This window comes from Streptomyces sp. NPDC092952 (genome assembly GCF_044754785.1).
Classification (GTDB): domain Bacteria; phylum Actinomycetota; class Actinomycetes; order Streptomycetales; family Streptomycetaceae; genus Streptomyces.
In genome coordinates, this window is the sequence record NZ_JBIVPT010000006.1 from 279,939 (window position 1) to 296,272 (window position 16,334).

Sequence of the window (16,334 nt, forward strand, 5' to 3'; positions counted from 1 at the left end):
CCAGTATGTAGCCCGGGGAGGCCGCGTTCCGAGTGGCCGGACGGCCTGGCGGTGACGGGGCGCGGGCACGGGCACGGGTGGTGGTGTTCTCCGGACGGCGCCGGTCCCCGCCGTGGGCGGACCGCGGGAGGACCGGCGTCGGGTCAGGCGTCCTTGCAGGTGGGGATCTCGGCTCCGGTGTTGTCACGGGCTTCGTCGTTGCCCCAGCGCGAGAGGTAGTACGCGGAGACGTACTGCCTGGCCGGACCCTCGTCGAGGTCGGTGAGCAGCCACCAGTGGTTGTAGTTCCCGGCGGAGTCGCGGATCTCACGCCCCAGGACCTTGCAGAAGACGTAGTTGGTGCCCTGCTTGAGGACGCCCGTCTGTGCCGTGCTGGTCGGGGAGGGGTAACCGGGTGCGTCGGCGAAGGTGTCGACCCAGTAGCGGTCCCCCGGCTGGGGCGGGTTGCCGCCGGAGCCTCCGACCAGCTGCATGTAGTAGTCCCAGTTCCAGTTCGGGCCCGGGTCCGTGTGGTCGTTGCCGGGAACCTCGACGTGGCCCACGATGTGGGCGCGGTCCTTGGGGATCCCGTAGCGGTCGGCCAGGTGCTTGGTGAGCGCGGCCGACGACCGGTACATCGTGTCGGTGAACCAGCTCGGGTCGGCGATGAAGCCCTCGTGCTCGATGCCCACGGAGTAGGGGTTGCCGGAACGCGCGTGCCACGCCGTGTCGGAGTCCCGCACCATCTGGGTGACCTCGCCGTCCGAGGAGCGGACCACGTAGTGGGCGCTCACCTCCGAGGCCGGGTTCTGGAACCAGCTGACCGTGCCCGCGTACGAGCCCTCGGTGACGTGGATGACGATCGCGCGGATCGCCTCGGTGCGCCCGGAGTCGTAGTTGCTGGGGGAGGCCGGGACCCAGAGCGCGGGCGGGTAGTCCGTGCTCGTGGTGCCGAAGCCGTTGCGGCTGCCGCTGTCCTTGTACGCGCCCTTGTCCGGGGCGACGCTGCGGCCGGTGACGGTCACCTTCTCGCCCTCGGCCACCGCGGCGATGCCCTTGGCGAGGAACTCGTAGACGGTGTCCGCGTAGAGGGCGGCGGTGGCTCCCCCGGCGTTGCTGTAGCGGGCGACGACCGGGTACCAGGCGTTGACGTCGCGTCGTTCGGCGCGGTCGAGGCCCAGCGCGTCGGCGTGGGCGCGCAGTACGGCGGCGCCGCCCTCGATGTTCGCCGCGGTGCTGCGGCGCAGTTCGGCGGAGGAGCGGCCGGTGATCTTGGCGGCCTTCTCCAGGGAGTGGTTGACGGGGTTGCTGACCAGATGCATGACGCCGTATCCGAGGTCCTGGCTCGGCTTGCCGTCATGGCCGTCGAGATGGGTCTCGCTGTAGCCGACCGCGGCCAGCAGGTCCCGGGGGACGTCGTACTTCTCCGCCGCCTGCGCGAAGGCGGTGTTCACCGGGGCGCGGTCCCGCGACGGGGCGGCGGCGGTGGCCTGGAGCCCGGTCGTGGACAGGGCGGCGGCGACGGCGACGGCCAGCACTGCCGTGCGGATTCCGGCTGCTGTCGATAATCGTCTGGGCATGAGTACTCCTGGTCGTGGAGGCGGAAAGCACCGCAGCGTATCGAGCATGTCGAGGCCATGACAGTCGTTTGGGCTCGTGTCGGGGATGAGAATCTCCGACAACTCCCTTTCCGTGAGCGGTAGTTGGAAGCTAGCCCCCGGTGCTGAGCAGCTCGTCGGCCGGGCCGTTGACCGGCCGAGGGGTGCCTGCCGCGTCCATCGTGAACAGGGGTACGCCCAGTGCGTCCGCCCGGGCCACCGCGTGCGGCGCGTACCCGGAGAGCGAGAAGAGGACGCCGGTGACCTGGGCGCTGAGCGCGTTCAGCCAGAGGCACTCGACGTCGCGCGGTGCGGTCGGCCGGGAGACCGTGTCGACCTGGGCCATCACCCCGGTGGCCCGCAGGTCGATCCGGGCGGCCGAGGGGCGCGTGGGCCGGGCCACGTCGTGGTAGCCCAGCCAGCCCAGGTACCGGGCCGCGGTGGCGAGGGCGTCGCCCGCGTCGCGGATGGCGGTGGCCGGGAAGGCGGGGCGCGGGGCCGGGGCGGTGCGCGGCAGCGGTATGTGGGCGGGCGCGGCGGGCCGGGGCGGGGCTTCGGGTGCCGCGTCGGGGCCGGGGTCCGGGGCCGGGCGGACCGGGACGCGCAGCACCGTTCCGCAGGGGCAGTGCAGCTCCGGCCGGGGCCACCGGTCCCGGCGCCCGCAGGTCTCGCAGCGCACCGTCACCCGGTCGTCCTCCCCGGTCGGGCGGGTGATCCGGACGGCCGGGGTGCCGGGCAGTACCCGCGGGGTGGTCCGCGCCCCGCAGGGGCAGGGGCGGGAGGGCGGTCGGTAGCCGTGCTCGCGGCGGCAGGCCGGGCAGCGTACCGGCACGGGTTCCACCATGGTCTCCCTCCGCCGCCCGGCTTCCCCTCCGGCCGGCTCCGTCTCGGCCCCCATCGTCCACCAGGAGTGCCGTCGCGGGGGAGTGCACCGGCGTGTTTCCGGCCTTCCGGCGTGCCCCGGCGGCGCCGTGCGCCGTCTCTTGACGGCCGCTGGGGCGCGCTTTACATTGACTTCCGTATAACAGAATCAATTTTCCGTAATGCGGAATTGGTGCTCTCAGGCCGGCGCGACAGAGCCCGACTCCACCAGGTCCGACCAGGAGCTCCCATGCCTCGAATGACCGCCGCCCGAGCGGCAGTTGAGATCCTCAAGCGCGAAGGCGTCAGCAACGCGTTCGGTGTGCCCGGTGCGGCGATCAACCCGTTCTACGCGGCCCTCAAGGCGGCCGGCGGGGTCCACCACACGCTCGCCCGCCATGTCGAGGGCGCCTCCCACATGGCGGAGGGCTACACCCGGGCGCGCCCGGGCAACATCGGCGTCTGCATCGGTACGTCGGGGCCGGCCGGCACCGACATGATCACCGGCCTGTACTCGGCCATCGCCGACTCCATCCCGATCCTCTGCATCACCGGCCAGGCCCCGACCGCCGTGCTGCACAAGGAGGACTTCCAGGCGGTCGACATCGCCTCGATCGCGGCGCCCGTGACCAAGGCCGCCACGACCGTCCTGGAGGCCGCGCAGGTCCCCGGCGTCCTCCAGCGGGCCTTCCACCTGATGCGCAGCGGCCGCCCCGGCCCGGTCCTCGTCGACCTGCCGATCGACGTCCAGCTCACCGAGATCGAGTTCGACCCCGAGCTGTACGAGCCGCTGCCGGTGCACCGGCCCGCCGCGAGCCGCAAGCAGATCGAGCGCGCCCTGGAGCTGCTGAACGCCTCCGAGCGGCCGTTGATCGTCGCGGGCGGCGGCGTCATCAACGCCGACGCCTCCGAACTCCTGGTGGAGTTCGCCGAGCTCACCGGCGTCCCGGTCGTCCCGACCCTGATGGGCTGGGGCACGATCGCCGACGACCACGGGCTGAACGCGGGCATGGTCGGCCTCCAGACCTCGCACCGCTACGGCAACGCGAACTTCCTGGAGTCGGACTTCGTCCTCGGCATCGGCAACCGCTGGGCCAACCGCCACACCGGGAAGCTCGACGTCTACACCCGGGGCCGGACGTTCGTCCACGTCGACATCGAGCCGACCCAGCTCGGCAAGATCTTCGCCCCCGACCTCGGCATCGCCTCCGACGCCGGCGCCGCCCTGGAGCTGTTCATCGAGGTGGCCCGCGAACTGAAGGCGGCCGGACGGCTCAAGGACCGCTCGGAGTGGGCCGCGTCCACCCAGGAGCGCCGCGCCGCCCTCCAGCGCCGCACGCACTTCGACAACGTGCCGCTGAAGCCGCAGCGGGTGTACGAGGAGATGAACCGGGCCTTCGGTCCCGAGACCCGCTACGTCACCACCATCGGCCTCTCCCAGATCGCCGGTGCGCAGATGCTGCACGTCTACCGGCCGCGCCACTGGATCAACTGCGGCCAGGCGGGCCCGCTGGGCTGGACGATCCCGGCCGCGCTGGGCGTCGCCACCGCCGACCCGGAGGGCTCGGTCGTCGCTCTCTCCGGCGACTACGACTTCCAGTTCATGCTGGAGGAGCTGGCCGTCGGCGCGCAGCACCGCATCCCGTACGTCCACGTCCTGGTGAACAACTCCTACCTGGGGCTGATCCGCCAGGCGCAGCGCAACTTCGACATCGACTTCCAGGTCAACCTGGAGTTCGAGAACATCAACTCGCCGGAGCTCGGCGTGTACGGCGTGGACCACGTCAAGGTCGTCGAGGGGCTGGGGTGCAAGGCGATCCGGGTCACCGAGCCCGACCGACTGCTGCCCGCCTTCGAGGAGGCCAAGAAGCTGGCCGCGGAGTTCCGGGTGCCGGTGGTCGTCGAGGCGATCCTGGAGCGGGTCACCAACATCGCGATGAGCGGTACGGACATCGCGTCCGTCAACGAGTTCGAGGAGCTGGCGACGGAACCGGCCCACGCGCCGACCGCCGTCCGCCCGCTGGCCGCCTCCTGACGCCCGCACGCCCCGTCGCCCCCGCCCCCGTCGCGTCCGGGGGCGGGGGCGTTACGCGGGGCCGGGGGGCAGATGGACGGTCATGATCAGGTGGCAGGTCCCGGTTCCGGAACCCCGGTAGGCGTGAGCGGTGTCGGCGGCGAAGGTGGCGGTCTGCCCGGCCTCGACGGTGTGCTCCGCGCCGTCGACGACGAGCACCATCCGCCCGGCGGTGACACTGACGGTCTCCACGACGCCCGCCTGGTGGGGGTGGCTGGGGTACGTCTCGCCGGGTTCCAGCCGCCACCGCCAGACCTCGACCGGGGCGGGCCCCGGGGTGGTCAGGACGAGCCGCGCCTCGCCGCCCCGCTCCCCGGTCCACAGAGGAGCGACGTCGTCGGCGGCCACGACCCGGACGCGCGCCTCGGCCGGCCCCTCCACCAGCGCGGACACCGGGACGCCCAGGGTGTCGGCGAGGCGGACCAGGGTGGCGAAGTTCGGGTTGCCCTGGGCCTTCTCCAGGCCGACCAGGGCCCCCTTGCTGACCTTGGCGCGGCGGCCGAGCTCGTCCAGGGACAGTCCGGCGCGGACGCGGGCCGCGCGGACGTTGTGCGCGAGCGTCCGCAGCGCCGCCTCGGTCTCGGCCATCGCACTCGCCCCTTCGGTGGTCGGTCGCCACGATGCACCGTGCGGTCGTTCGGTTGACACGCCATGGTCGGTGCGTTGTACGGTGTGGTCGTTCTATTGATAGTAAGGGATGCGTGAGCCGTGATCGCTCTGCTGCTGGCTCTGGGCAGCTCCCTGGCCTACGGATGTGCCGACTTCCTCGGTGGCCTCGGCAGCCGCCGGGCCCATGTGCTGCGCACCGTGATGATCGCCGCACCGGCCTCGCTCACCGTCGAGCTGCTGCTGTGGCCCTTCCTCGGCGCCTCCTTCGCGCCCGCCGCCCTCGCGTGGGGCGCGGCGTCCGGTGTCGCGTCGGCGGCGGCGTTCGCCCTGCTGTACCGCACGCTGGCGATCGGGCCGATGAACGTGCTGTCCCCCGTCACCGCGCTGGTCTCGGCGATGCTGCCGGTAGGCGTCGGGCTGACCCAGGGCGAGCGGCTGGGGCCGGCCGGGCTGATCGGTCTGCCGCTGGCGCTGGCCGCGGTGGTGCTGGTCAGCGCCGGGCACGGCGCGGGAGGCGTGCGCCCGTCGCGCACCGCGCTGCTGCTGGCCCTCGGCGCCGGGGCGGCGATCGCCCTGCAACTGGTCTGCCTGCACCAGGCTCCGCCGGACAGCGGCGTCGGCCCGCTGATCACCGGCCGGGCCGTCTCCTCCGCCGTCACCCTGGCCGCGGCCGCCGTGATGTACCGGCGGCTCGGGCCGGGCAGGCCCGCGTACGCGATGGCGGCCGGGGCCGGTGTGCTGGACTCGGTCGCCAACCTGCTGTTCCTGCTCGCCGCCCGCGGCGGCGACCTGGCCGTCGTCGCCGTGATCACGGCCCTGTACCCGGCGGGCACCGTCCTGCTCGCCCGCGGCGTCCTCGCCGAACGCGTCCACCGGGGACAGCTGATCGGTCTGGGCACCGCCGCCGTCGCCGTCGGCCTCCTCGCCCTCGCCTGACCCCACGCCCGCACCACCCAGGAACGGATCCCTGTGACCACCTTCGGTATCGACCCCGCCGTCGCGAACGCCTTTCCCGACACCCTTGTCGCCGTCGTCACCGCCACCGGCCTGCGCGGCCACGAGCCCTGGCCCGCCACCGGGGCCGCCGTCGACGAGCTGGAGCGACGCCTCGCCGCCGGTGAGTGGCGGCCCGCCGACGAGAGCGACCCGCGCATCGAGGCGTGGCACACCGCCTACCGCTCCTTCGGCACCAACCCCCGCCGGATCCGGCCCAGTGTCGACGCGCTCGGCCGCCGCCTGGCGAAGAAGGGCGCGCTGCCCCGGATCAATCCGGCCGTCGACACCTACAACGCGGTCTCCGTCCGCCACGGTCTGCCCGCCGGGGCCTTCGACCTCGACCGGGTCACCGGTGACGTCGGGATCCGGTACGCCCACGGCACCGAGGCCTTCACCCCGCTCGGCGAACCCGGCACGGTCGAGACGCCCAAGGCCGGCGAGATCGTCTACACCGACACCACCGGCGTACTGACCCGCCACTGGAACCACCGCGACGCCCACCGCACCCGCGTCACCGAGGACTCCACCCGCGTCGCCTTCATCCTCGAAACCCTCCACGCGGGCCGGGACGGCCACCTCGTCGAGGCCGCCGTCGGCGAGCTGCGGGAACTGCTCGCCGGGCACTGCGACCGGAGCGCCGTCCACCGCCTCGGTCCCGCACATCCGCGGGTCACGGTCTGAACCGGCGTACCGACGGACACAACACGGACACAACAAAAAACACAACAGCAGACACAACAGGGGCCGCGGCGGTGGCGACCGGCCCGGGAGCTCCCGTCCGCTTCAGGTCAGGGGACGGAAGGCCTCCGGGCCTCGCCACCGCACTGGCGTCGCACACCGCCGCGGCCTCGTCCTGCCCGCGCCACGCGGCACCCCTCATCCAGGTGCGCGGCACGGGCAGGGCTCGGGGGAGGAGGGATCAGTCCTCGCGCAGGGCGCGGACGGCCTCCTCGACGCGCCGGCCGTAGTCGGCGTCGGCGGCGTGGAAGTGGGCGAGGTTCTTCTCGATCACGTCGTCCCGGCCCACCTGGGACAGCCCGCCGGCGATGTTCGCGACCAGGCGCCCCTTCTCCTCCTCGGACATGAGCCGGTAGAGCTCGCCCGCCTGGAAGAAGTCGTCGTCCTTGGTGTGGGCGGGCGCCGCGTGGGTGCCGGTCCAGCCGTGGATCGCGAGCGGGGCGGAGAGCGCGGCGTCGGTCTGGGCCGGGCCCGCGTACGAGTTGGGCTCGTAGTTCTTGTCGTGGCGGGAGCCGTTACGGGTGGCGTGCAGGCCGTCGCGTCCGTAGTTGTCCACGACGGCGGTGCGGGGCGCGTTCACCGGGAGCTGGGTGTGGTTGACGCCCAGCCGGTAGCGGTGCGCGTCCGCGTAGGCGAACAGCCGGCCCTGGAGCATCTTGTCCGGCGAAGGGCCGATGCCGGGCACGAAGTTGTTCGGCGAGAAAGCGGCCTGCTCGACCTCGGCGAAGACGTTGTCCGGGTTGCGGTCCAGGACCAGCCGGCCCACCCGCTGGAGCGGGTAGTCGCCGTGCGGCCACACCTTGGTCAGGTCGAACGGGTTGAAGCGGTAGTCCGCCGCCTCGGCGGCCGGCATGACCTGCACGTACAGCGTCCAGGACGGGTTCACACCGCGCTCGATGGCCTGGAGCAGGTCCGTCTGGTGCGAGGTGGCGTCCTTGCCGGCCAGTTCGGCGGCCTGCTCGCTGGACAGGGAGCGCACGCCCTGGTTCGTCTTGAAGTGGTACTTGACGAAGAAGGCCTCGCCCGCGGCGTTCGTCCACTGGTACGTGTGCGAGCCGTAGCCGTTCATGTGACGGTACGAGGCGGGGATGCCCCGGTCACCCATCAGCCAGGTGACCTGGTGCGTCGCCTCGGGCGCGTGGGCCCAGAAGTCCCAGACGTTGTCCGGCTCCTGACGGCCCGTGAAGGGGTCGCGCTTCTGCGAGTGGATGAAGTCGGGGAACTTGACCGGGTCCTTGATGAAGAACACCGGGGTGTTGTTGCCGACCAAGTCGTAATTGCCCTCGTCCGTGTAGAACTTGAGGGCGAAGCCGCGCGGGTCGCGCACCGCGTCCGCGCCGCCGAGGGAGTCGGCGACGGTGGAGAAGCGGATGAACGTCTCGGTGCGCTTGCCGATGCCGGAGAGGAAGTCGGCCCGGGTGAAGCCGGTGACGTCGTCGGTCACCTCGAAGTAGCCGTACGCGCCGGAGCCGCGGGCGTGGACCACGCGCTCCGGAATGCGCTCGCGGTTGAAGCGGGCCAGCTTCTCCAGCAGGTGCTGGTCCTGGAGGAGGATCGGGCCACCGACGCCTGCGGTGGCGGAGTTCTGGTTGTCGGCGACCGGAGCGCCGGACTCGGTCGTAAGCACACGCTGCGTCATGGTGTCGGGGCGACCTTCCGTACGGGAGCTGCTGAACTACGACGCCCTTGGGGCTCCAGGAGCGTAAGTACGCCCCGAACCCGACGTCAACAGTTTGTTGAATTTCTGGAGAGGGTGAGGTGAAGGGGTGTTCCGGACGGCGCCGACGCCTGGGCGCGACAGGACAGGTGTCAGCGCCGACGCCGTCCGGAAGTCTGGGGTGGGGCGGTCAGTCCTGGACGGGGCTGCCCGACAGCCGCTCGACCGCGCGCAGCAGCGCGGAGTGGTCCAGTCCGCCGTCGCCCTGCGCACGCAGTGAGGCGACGAGCTGGGCGACCACGGCGCCGACGGGCAGCGCGGCACCGACGTTGCGGGCGGCGTCGGTGACGATGCCCATGTCCTTGTGGTGCAGGTCGATCCGGAAGCCCGGGGCGAAGTCCCGCTCGAGGAAGTTGTCCTTCTTGCGGGCCAGCACGGTCGAACCGGCCAGTCCGCCGCCCAGGACGTCCAGTGCGGCGGCCAGGTCCACCCCGGACTTCTCCAGGAAGACCACGGCCTCGGCGCAGGCCTGGATGTTGACCGCGACGATCAGCTGGTTGGCGGCCTTCACCGTCTGGCCGGAGCCGTGCGGACCGCACAGCACGATCGTCTTCCCGAGGGCCTGGAAGAGGGGCAGGGCCGCGTCGAAGTCGCCCTGCTCGCCGCCGACCATGATCGAGAGCACTGCCTCGATCGCACCGGCCTCACCGCCGGAGACCGGGGCGTCGAGCACCCGTACGCCCTTGTCCTTCGCGTTCTTCGCGAGGTCCACGGAGGTCTGCGGGGTGATCGAGGACATGTCGATCAGCAGTGTGCCGGGGCGGACGTTCTCCAGGATGCCGTCCGGGCCGTAGGCGATCGCCTCGACCTGCGGGGAGGCGGGCACCATCGTGATGACGACATCCGCGTCCCGGACCGCCTCGGCGATGGAGGCCGCGCCGGTGCCGCCGGCCGCCGCCAGCCGGTCGATCTTCGCCTGTTCCAGGGTGTACCCGGTGACGTCGTACCCGGCCTTGATCAGGTTCTCCGACATGGGGGAGCCCATGATCCCGAGCCCGATCCACGCGACCTTGGGGAGGGTGTTGCTCATGAGGGTGCCTTCCGATATGCGTGTGTACGAGGGGGACGCGCCGGCTCAGCGGGCGGGGCGCGCGGCGGCCGGGAGCCAGTCGAAGGCGTCGGCGCTCGGCCGGTCGCCGGGCTTGTACTCCAGGCCGACCCAGCCGTCGTAGCCGGCCTTCGCCAGCTCGTCGAGGAGCTGCTCCAGCGGGAGCGTGCCGGTGCCGGGCGCGCCGCGCCCCGGGTTGTCGGCGATCTGGACGTGGCCGGTCCGGTCGGCGTACGCCGCGACGACCCGGCTCAGGTCCTCGCCGTTCATCGACAGGTGGTACAGGTCCAGCAGGAACTTCGCGTTCCCGAGCCCGGTGGCCGCGTTGACCCTGTCGACGACGGCGACCCCGGCCGGGGCGCTGACCAGCGGGTAGTGCGGGGACTCCGGGGCGTTGAGGGTCTCGATCAGGAGCACCGCGCCGATCCGGTCGGCGGCGCGGGCGGCGAGCACCAGGTTCTCCAGGGCCAGTTCGTCCTGCTCCGCCGGGTCCACGCCGTCGACCCGGTTGCCGTACAGCGCGTTGAGCGCCCCGCAGCCGACCGAGGCGGCGAAGTCGGCCGCCACCTCGATGTTGGCGCGGAACCGGTCCGACTCGGTGCCCGGCACGGAGAGCGCGCCGCGGTCCGGGCCGGGCAGCCGTCCGGCGTAGAAGTTCAGCCCCACCAGCCGGGTGCCCGCGTCGTCGAGCGCCTTCTTGAGGGCGTCGAGCTCGGCCTGCGGAGGGGTGGGGGTCTCGATCCAGGGCCACCACAGCTCGACCGCCGTGAAGCCGGCCGCGGCGGCTGCCGCGGGGCGCTCCAGGAGCGGGAGTTCCGTGAAGAGGATCGACAGGTTCACATCGAAGCGCTGGTCCGGGTAGCCCATGAGGGTTCGGCGCTCCTTCCGTATTGCGGAAGTTAGTTTCTACGTAACGGAAGATTGCCCGGAGGTCCGGAAGCTGTCAAGGGGGTGCCCGGAATTCGGTCCCGGGAGCTCCGCCCGCGGATCGACGGCGGCGAGGCCGCGAGCGCGGAGCCGGGCAGGGGGTCCGGCGGTGGCGGCCGCGCCGGTGCCCGATCCCGTCGCGGTCGCCGTTCGCGTACGGCCGCACCCGGGGTCCGTTAAGGTCTGACCCGCGGAACCGGGCCGCGGCCGCGCGGCCGGCGCATGAGGAGAGACAGTGCGTTTGAGAGTGGAGTTCACCACCGAACCCTTCGATCTCGACGAGGCACCCGCTCATGCGGTCGTGGCCCGCGAGGTCATCCAGGCGGCCGACCTGGACTCGGTGGACGTCGGCCCCTTCGGCAACACGGCGGAGGGCCGCGCCGACGAAGTGCTGACCGCGGTGGACGCGCTGCTGCGCCAGGCCCTGGCGTCCGGTGCCACCCGGGTCTCCCTCCAGGTCAACGTGATCGGGGAGGGTTCCCAGTGACCGAACCGGCCGACCACCCGCTCGTCACCGCGGTCAAGCCGCTCGTCGACGCCATGGGGGCCGAGCTGCTCGGCCCCGACCAGGCGGAGGGCGACGACGTCGTGCTGGCCTGGGAGGGCGAGGACGTCATAGCCGTACGGCTGCCCCAGCTCTCGGAGTCGCTCGACCACATCCTGGCCGCCATGGAACGGCGGCACGGTATGCCGCTCGCCGAGCTGGACCGGCGGACCAAGCAGTCGGTGGTGCGCGCTCTGGAGGCGCGTGGCGCCTTCTCCGTGCGGCACGGGGTGGAGACGGTGGCGGGCGCGCTGGGCGTCAGCCGCTTCACCGTTTACAACTACCTGAACAGGGAAAATGGCGCCAAAGCCGAGTAGTTGAGGCGTCAAGGGGCGGGCCGTCGTTCGGGGAACCGGGCGGCGGCCCTCTTCGTTCGCGGAATTTCAACAAAGTGTTGACGTTGTGTTCCGGAGGGCGTTAGCTATCCGCAGCCCGACCGACGCGAAGCGACAACGCACAGCGCACACCAGCCACGGAGGCTCCCGTGACTTCGAGCTCCACGCCGGGCCTGGCCCGGTTCAACACCCTGGCGGACGACGAGGCCACCACCACCCTGCACGAGGTGTGTGCCAGTGCGGCCTGGGGAAGAGCGATCCTCTCCCGACGACCGTACGCCTCCGCCGAGGCCCTCCTGCTCGCCTCCGACACCGCCACGGCGGCGCTGGACGAGCGGGATCTGGCCGAGGCGATGGCCGCCCACCCGCCGATCGGCCGCCCGAAGCCCCAGGACCCGACCTCCTCCCGCGAACAGCGGGGCATGGCCGACGCCACGGAGGAACTCAAGGCCGAGATGCTCGAACTCAACCTGGCCTACCAGGAGCGGTTCGGACATGTCTTCCTGATCTGCGCCACCGGGGCCACCGGTGAGCAGATGCGCGATGCGGTGAAGTCCCGGATCGGGAACTCGCCCGAGCAGGAGCGCGGAATCGTGCGCACCGAGCTGGGCAAGATCAACCGTATCCGGCTGACCCGTCTCGCAACCGAAGGAGAGTGACGGTCTTGAGCACCGACACCACCGCATCGGTGTCCACCCACATCCTGGACACCAGCATCGGCCGTCCCGCCGCGTCCGTCGCCGTCACGCTCGCCGCCCGCAGCGGCGGCGACGCGCCCTGGACCGCGCTCGGCGGATCGGCCACCGACGCGGACGGGCGCTGCAAGGACCTGCCGGCACTGCCGGAGGGCACCACCCACGTACGCCTCGACTTCGACACCGAGACGTACTTCGCCAGCAAGAAGCAAGCCGAGGCGCAGCAGGACGCCCCCCGCGTAAGGGACAGCGGTGCGTTCTTCCCGGAGGTGACCATCGCCTTCGCCGTCACTCCGGGCGAGCACTACCACGTACCGCTGCTGCTCAACCCGTTCGGCTACTCCGTATACCGAGGGAGCTAGCAGACATGCCCACGATTCTCGGCCAGAACCAGTACGGCAAAGCAGAGAACCGCGTCGTCAAGATCACCCGGGACGGCGACACCCACCACATCAAGGACCTGAACGTCTCCGTCGCCCTCTCCGGCGACCTGGCCGACGTCCACTACAACGGCTCGAACGCCCACTGCCTCCCCACGGACACCACGAAGAACACCTGCTTCGCGTTCGCCAAGGAGTACGGCATCGAGTCGGCCGAGCAGTACGGCATCCACCTCGCCCGGCACTTCGTGGACAGCCAGCCGTCGATCCACCGCGCGCGCATCCGCATCGAGGAGTACGCCTGGGAGCGCATCGCGGGCTCCGACAGCAACTCCAGGTTCATCGGCGCCGACGACGTCAAGCACTCCTTCGTCCGCAAGGGCCAGGAGACCCGGCTCGCGCAGATCACCTACGACGGCGAGAAGTTCGAGGTCCTGTCCGGGCTGAAGGACCTGACCGTGATGAACTCCACCCACTCGGAGTTCTGGGGCTACATCAAGGACAAGTACACCACGCTCCAGGAGGACTACGACCGGATCCTCGCCACCTCCCTGTCGACCTGGTGGCGGCACAACTGGACCAGTGACGAGCAGCGCATGCCGCACTGGGAGAAGTCCTACGAGCAGGCGAAGAAGCACATCCTGCACGCCTTCGTGGAGACGTACTCGCTCTCGCTCCAGCAGACGCTGTACCAGATGGGTTCGCGGGTCATCAACAACCGCAGCGAGATCGACGAGATCCGCTTCTCCGCCCCCAACAAGCACCACTTCCGGCAGGACCTCTCCGCCTTCGGCCTGGAGAACGAAGCCAAGGACGGCGCCGTGTACTACGCCGCCGACCGCCCCTACGGCCTGATCGAGGCCACCATCCTGCGTGACGGCTGCGAGCCGCACATCCCGGTCGACATGACCAACCTCTGACGCGGGGCGCGCACCCCCGCCGCCGGTAGCCGGCGGGGGTGCGCCACCGGAGGGAACAGCCATGGCAACGCCTGCAAAGCGGCCGACAGAAGGCCCTTGTTCCACCGCACCGGACGGACCCGAGGTCCACCCGGTCGACCAGAAGCTCCACCCCTCGCGGCTCGTCCCGGCCGCGCTCCAGCACATCGCCGCCATGTACGCGGGAGTGGTCACACCCCCGCTCATCATCGGCCAGGCCGTCCGCCTCGACACCGCGGGCCAGACCCGGCTCATCGCCGCGAGCCTGCTCATCGCCGGTGTGGCCACCCTCCTGCAGACCCTCGGCGTCAAGGGCTTCGCCGGCAACCGGCTGCCCTTCGTCAACGCCGCCTCCTCGGCCGGCATCGCGCCGATGCTCGCGATCGCCGAGACCAACGCCCCGGGCGACCAACTCCCCGCGATCTACGGGGCGGTCATGGTCGCCGGGCTCTTCTGCCTGGCCGTCGGCCCCTTCTTCGGCAGGCTGCTGCGCTTCTTCCCGCCCCTGGTCACGGGCGTCGTCATCACCCTCATCGGGGTGACGCTGATGCCGGTACCGGTCGCCTGGGCCCAGGGCGGCGACAAGAGCGCCGCCGACTTCGGCACCATGCGGAACCTGGCGCTCGCCGCCTTCACCCTCGTCGTCATCCTGCTGATCCAGCGCTTCGGCCGCGGCTTCGTCAAGCAGGTCGCCCTCCTCCTGGGCCTGCTGATCGGCACCCTGGCGGCGATCCCGTTCGGCATGGCGGACTTCGGCGCGCTCGGCAGCGCCCCCGTTGCCGCGCTGCCCGCCCCCTTCGCGTTCGGCGCCCCCCAGTTCCAGCCCGCCGCGATCATCTCGCTCTGCCTGGTGATGCTCGTCCTGATGACCGAGTCCAGCGCCGGAATGCTCGCCATCGGCGAGATCTGCGAGCGCGAGACCGACGGCCGGACCATCACCCGAGGGCTGCGCACCGACGGACTGGCCACCTTCCTCGGCCCCGTCTTCGGCGGCTTCCCCACCTCGGCCTTCGCCCAGAACGTCGGAGTCGTCTCGCTGACCCGGGTCCGCAGCCGCTACGTCGTCGCCGCGGCCGGGGGCGCGCTCCTGGTCCTCGGGCTCTTCCCGGTCCTCGGCGCGGTCGTCTCCACCGTGCCGATGCCGGTCCTCGGCGGCGCGGGCATCGTCCTCTTCGGCTCCATCGCGGTCAGCGGCATCCGGACGCTCTCCGAGGCCGGGCTCGACGACAGCTCCAACATCATCCTGGTCGCCGTCTCGCTCGGCGCGGGCATCATCCCGCTCGCCTCTCCCGCCTTCTACGCGGGATTCCCGGCCTGGGCGCAGACCGTACTCGGCTCCGGCATCAGCGCGGGCGCTCTCGCCGCCGTGGTGCTGAACCTGTTCTTCCACCATCTCGGCACCCGTGGCGCCACCTCCGCCGCGGCACTCAAATCCTCCTAGGGTCCTGCCGTGCCCGTACCGCCACCCACACCGGAAGGAAGCCCCATGGCACCTTCGGCAGCCCCCGTTTCCCGCACCGTCATCGAGAACGTCGCCATCGCCACGGTCGACGCCCACGACACCGAGTACGCCGACGGACACATCGTCGTCGCGGGCAACACGATCGAGTCCATCGGAGCCGGACCGGCCCCGAGGAACCTGGAGAACGTCGTACGCCGCGTCGACGGCACCGGACACCTGGCCACCCCCGGCCTGGTCAACACCCACCACCACTTCTACCAGTGGATCACCCGCGGACTGGCCACCGACCACAACCTGTTCGACTGGCTGGTCGCCCTCTACCCGACCTGGGCGCGCATCGACGAACCGATGGTCCGGGCCGCCGCCCAGGGCTCGCTCGCCATGATGGCCCGCGGCGGCGTCACCACCGCCATGGACCACCACTACGTCTACCCGCGCGGTGCGGGCGACCTGTCCGGCGCCATCATCGGGGCCGCCCGCGACATGGGCGTACGCTTCACCCTCGCCCGCGGCTCCATGGACCGGGGCGCCGCGGACGGCGGGCTGCCGCCGGACTTCGCCGTGGAGTCCCTCGACGGCGCGCTGGCCGGCACCGAGGCGACGATCGACGCCCACCACGACGCGTCGTTCGGCTCGATGACCCAGGTCGCCGCCGCACCCTGCTCCCCGTTCTCGATCTCCACCGAACTGCTGCGGCAGGGCGCCGAACTGGCCCGGCGCAAGGGCGTGCGCATGCACACCCACGGCTCGGAGACCGTGGAGGAGGAGAAGTTCTGCCACGAGCTGTTCGGGATGGGCCCGACCGACTACTTCGAGTCCACCGGCTGGCTCGGCGAGGACGTGTGGATGGCGCACTGCGTCCACATGAACGACTCCGACATCGCCGCCTTCGCCCGCACCGGGACCGGCGTCGCGCACTGCCCCTCCTCCAACGCCCGGCTCGCCGCCGGCATCGCCCGGGTACCCGACATGCTCGCCGCCGGGGTCCCGGTCGGCCTCGGCGTCGACGGCACCGCCTCCAACGAGTCCGGCGAACTCCACACCGAACTGCGCAACGCCCTCCTCATCAACCGCCTCGGCGCCCACCGCGAGAAGGCCCTGAACGCCCGTCAGGCCCTGCGCCTGGGCACCCATGGCGGCGCCCGGGTACTCGGCCGGGCCGACGAGATCGGCTCCCTGGAGCCGGGCAAACTCGCCGACCTGGTCCTCTGGAAGCTCGACACCCTCGCCCACGCCTCCATCGCCGACCCGGTGACCGCGCTCGTCTTCGGCGCCGCGGCCCCCGTCACCCTCTCCCTCGTCGACGGGAAGCCGGTCGTCGAGGACAACCACCTGGTCACCGCCGACGAGGACACCATCGCCCGCGCGACCCGCGACGAGGCCCGCCGGCTGGCCCGGATCGCCGCCGGAGCCTGACCCTCCCGCGGTATCCC

16 protein-coding genes are annotated in these 16,334 nt (G+C 71.5%); 10 read left to right on the top strand and 6 right to left on the bottom strand.

Features of this window, described 5'->3' with window-relative positions; all coding sequences use genetic code 11:
* Positions 1-143 precede the first annotated feature (143 nt).
* Positions 144-1,559: an N-acetylmuramoyl-L-alanine amidase gene (locus tag ACIQGQ_RS17895; RefSeq protein ID WP_402396621.1), complete on the bottom strand. Its 1,416-nt coding sequence runs from the start codon at positions 1,557-1,559 to the stop codon at positions 144-146.
* Positions 1,560-1,689: 130 nt separating this feature from the next.
* Positions 1,690-2,418, bottom strand: a complete 729-nt coding sequence (locus ACIQGQ_RS17900) for a hypothetical protein (RefSeq protein ID WP_402396917.1) — start codon at positions 2,416-2,418, stop codon at positions 1,690-1,692.
* A 270-nt stretch (positions 2,419-2,688) separates the two neighbouring features.
* On the opposite strand from ACIQGQ_RS17900, the gene gcl reads away from it, so the two are divergent.
* Positions 2,689-4,473 carry a glyoxylate carboligase gene (gene gcl / locus ACIQGQ_RS17905; protein WP_402396623.1) on the top strand — a complete coding sequence of 595 codons (1,785 nt, stop codon included), beginning with the start codon at positions 2,689-2,691 and terminating at the stop codon, positions 4,471-4,473.
* Positions 4,474-4,524: 51 nt separating this feature from the next.
* Here the strand turns inward: gcl and ACIQGQ_RS17910 are convergent, their stop codons facing one another.
* Positions 4,525-5,100, bottom strand: coding sequence for a helix-turn-helix domain-containing protein (locus ACIQGQ_RS17910; protein WP_402396626.1), 576 nt, complete (start codon positions 5,098-5,100; stop codon positions 4,525-4,527).
* Between the two features lie 120 nt (positions 5,101-5,220).
* On the opposite strand from ACIQGQ_RS17910, the gene ACIQGQ_RS17915 reads away from it, so the two are divergent.
* Together ACIQGQ_RS17915 and ACIQGQ_RS17920 are read left to right on the top strand one after the other, a co-directional pair.
* Positions 5,221-6,057 carry an EamA family transporter gene (locus tag ACIQGQ_RS17915; protein WP_402396628.1) on the top strand — a complete coding sequence of 279 codons (837 nt, stop codon included), beginning with the start codon at positions 5,221-5,223 and terminating at the stop codon, positions 6,055-6,057.
* Between the two features lie 33 nt (positions 6,058-6,090).
* Positions 6,091-6,798, top strand: coding sequence for a B3/4 domain-containing protein (locus tag ACIQGQ_RS17920; RefSeq protein ID WP_402396631.1), 708 nt, complete (start codon positions 6,091-6,093; stop codon positions 6,796-6,798).
* 238 nt (positions 6,799-7,036) lie between these two features.
* On the opposite strand, the gene ACIQGQ_RS17925 is transcribed toward ACIQGQ_RS17920, so the two are convergent.
* From ACIQGQ_RS17925 to ACIQGQ_RS17935, 3 genes are all read right to left on the bottom strand, one after another.
* Positions 7,037-8,494, bottom strand: a complete 1,458-nt coding sequence (locus ACIQGQ_RS17925) for a catalase (protein WP_402396634.1) — start codon at positions 8,492-8,494, stop codon at positions 7,037-7,039.
* A 208-nt stretch (positions 8,495-8,702) separates the two neighbouring features.
* The gene (locus ACIQGQ_RS17930; RefSeq protein ID WP_402396637.1) at positions 8,703-9,602 is read right to left on the bottom strand and encodes a 2-hydroxy-3-oxopropionate reductase; all 900 of its coding nucleotides are present in this window, start codon (positions 9,600-9,602) and stop codon (positions 8,703-8,705) included.
* 45 nt (positions 9,603-9,647) lie between these two features.
* Entirely contained in the window at positions 9,648-10,487 is an 840-nt protein-coding gene (locus tag ACIQGQ_RS17935) for a TIM barrel protein (protein ID WP_402396640.1), read from the bottom strand.
* A gap of 295 nt (positions 10,488-10,782) precedes the next feature.
* Here ACIQGQ_RS17935 and ACIQGQ_RS17940 point away from each other — a divergent pair, with 295 nt between their 5' ends.
* The 7 genes from ACIQGQ_RS17940 (at position 10,783) to ACIQGQ_RS17970 (ending at position 16,317) form a co-directional block, all read left to right on the top strand.
* Positions 10,783-11,034 (top strand): thiamine-binding protein, encoded by a 252-nt coding sequence (locus ACIQGQ_RS17940; protein WP_366300107.1) that lies wholly within the window; start codon positions 10,783-10,785, stop codon positions 11,032-11,034.
* Entirely contained in the window at positions 11,031-11,408 is a 378-nt protein-coding gene (locus ACIQGQ_RS17945; RefSeq protein WP_402396643.1) for a helix-turn-helix domain-containing protein, read from the top strand. The genes ACIQGQ_RS17940 and ACIQGQ_RS17945 overlap by 4 nt, the downstream gene beginning before the upstream one ends.
* A 167-nt stretch (positions 11,409-11,575) precedes the next feature.
* Positions 11,576-12,085, top strand: coding sequence for a 2-oxo-4-hydroxy-4-carboxy-5-ureidoimidazoline decarboxylase (gene uraD, locus ACIQGQ_RS17950; protein WP_402396645.1), 510 nt, complete (start codon positions 11,576-11,578; stop codon positions 12,083-12,085).
* A gap of 5 nt (positions 12,086-12,090) precedes the next feature.
* Complete coding sequence (gene uraH, locus ACIQGQ_RS17955; RefSeq protein WP_352272873.1) at positions 12,091-12,483, top strand: hydroxyisourate hydrolase; 393 nt, start codon at positions 12,091-12,093, stop codon at positions 12,481-12,483.
* Between the two features lie 5 nt (positions 12,484-12,488).
* On the top strand, positions 12,489-13,421 hold the full coding sequence (pucL, locus tag ACIQGQ_RS17960) for a factor-independent urate hydroxylase (protein WP_402396647.1): 933 nt from the start codon (positions 12,489-12,491) through the stop codon (positions 13,419-13,421).
* 61 nt (positions 13,422-13,482) lie between these two features.
* Positions 13,483-14,880: a nucleobase:cation symporter-2 family protein gene (locus tag ACIQGQ_RS17965; RefSeq protein WP_402396650.1), complete on the top strand. Its 1,398-nt coding sequence runs from the start codon at positions 13,483-13,485 to the stop codon at positions 14,878-14,880.
* 45 nt (positions 14,881-14,925) lie between these two features.
* Positions 14,926-16,317: an 8-oxoguanine deaminase gene (locus ACIQGQ_RS17970; protein WP_402396652.1), complete on the top strand. Its 1,392-nt coding sequence runs from the start codon at positions 14,926-14,928 to the stop codon at positions 16,315-16,317.
* The last annotated feature ends 17 nt before the right edge of the window (positions 16,318-16,334 follow it).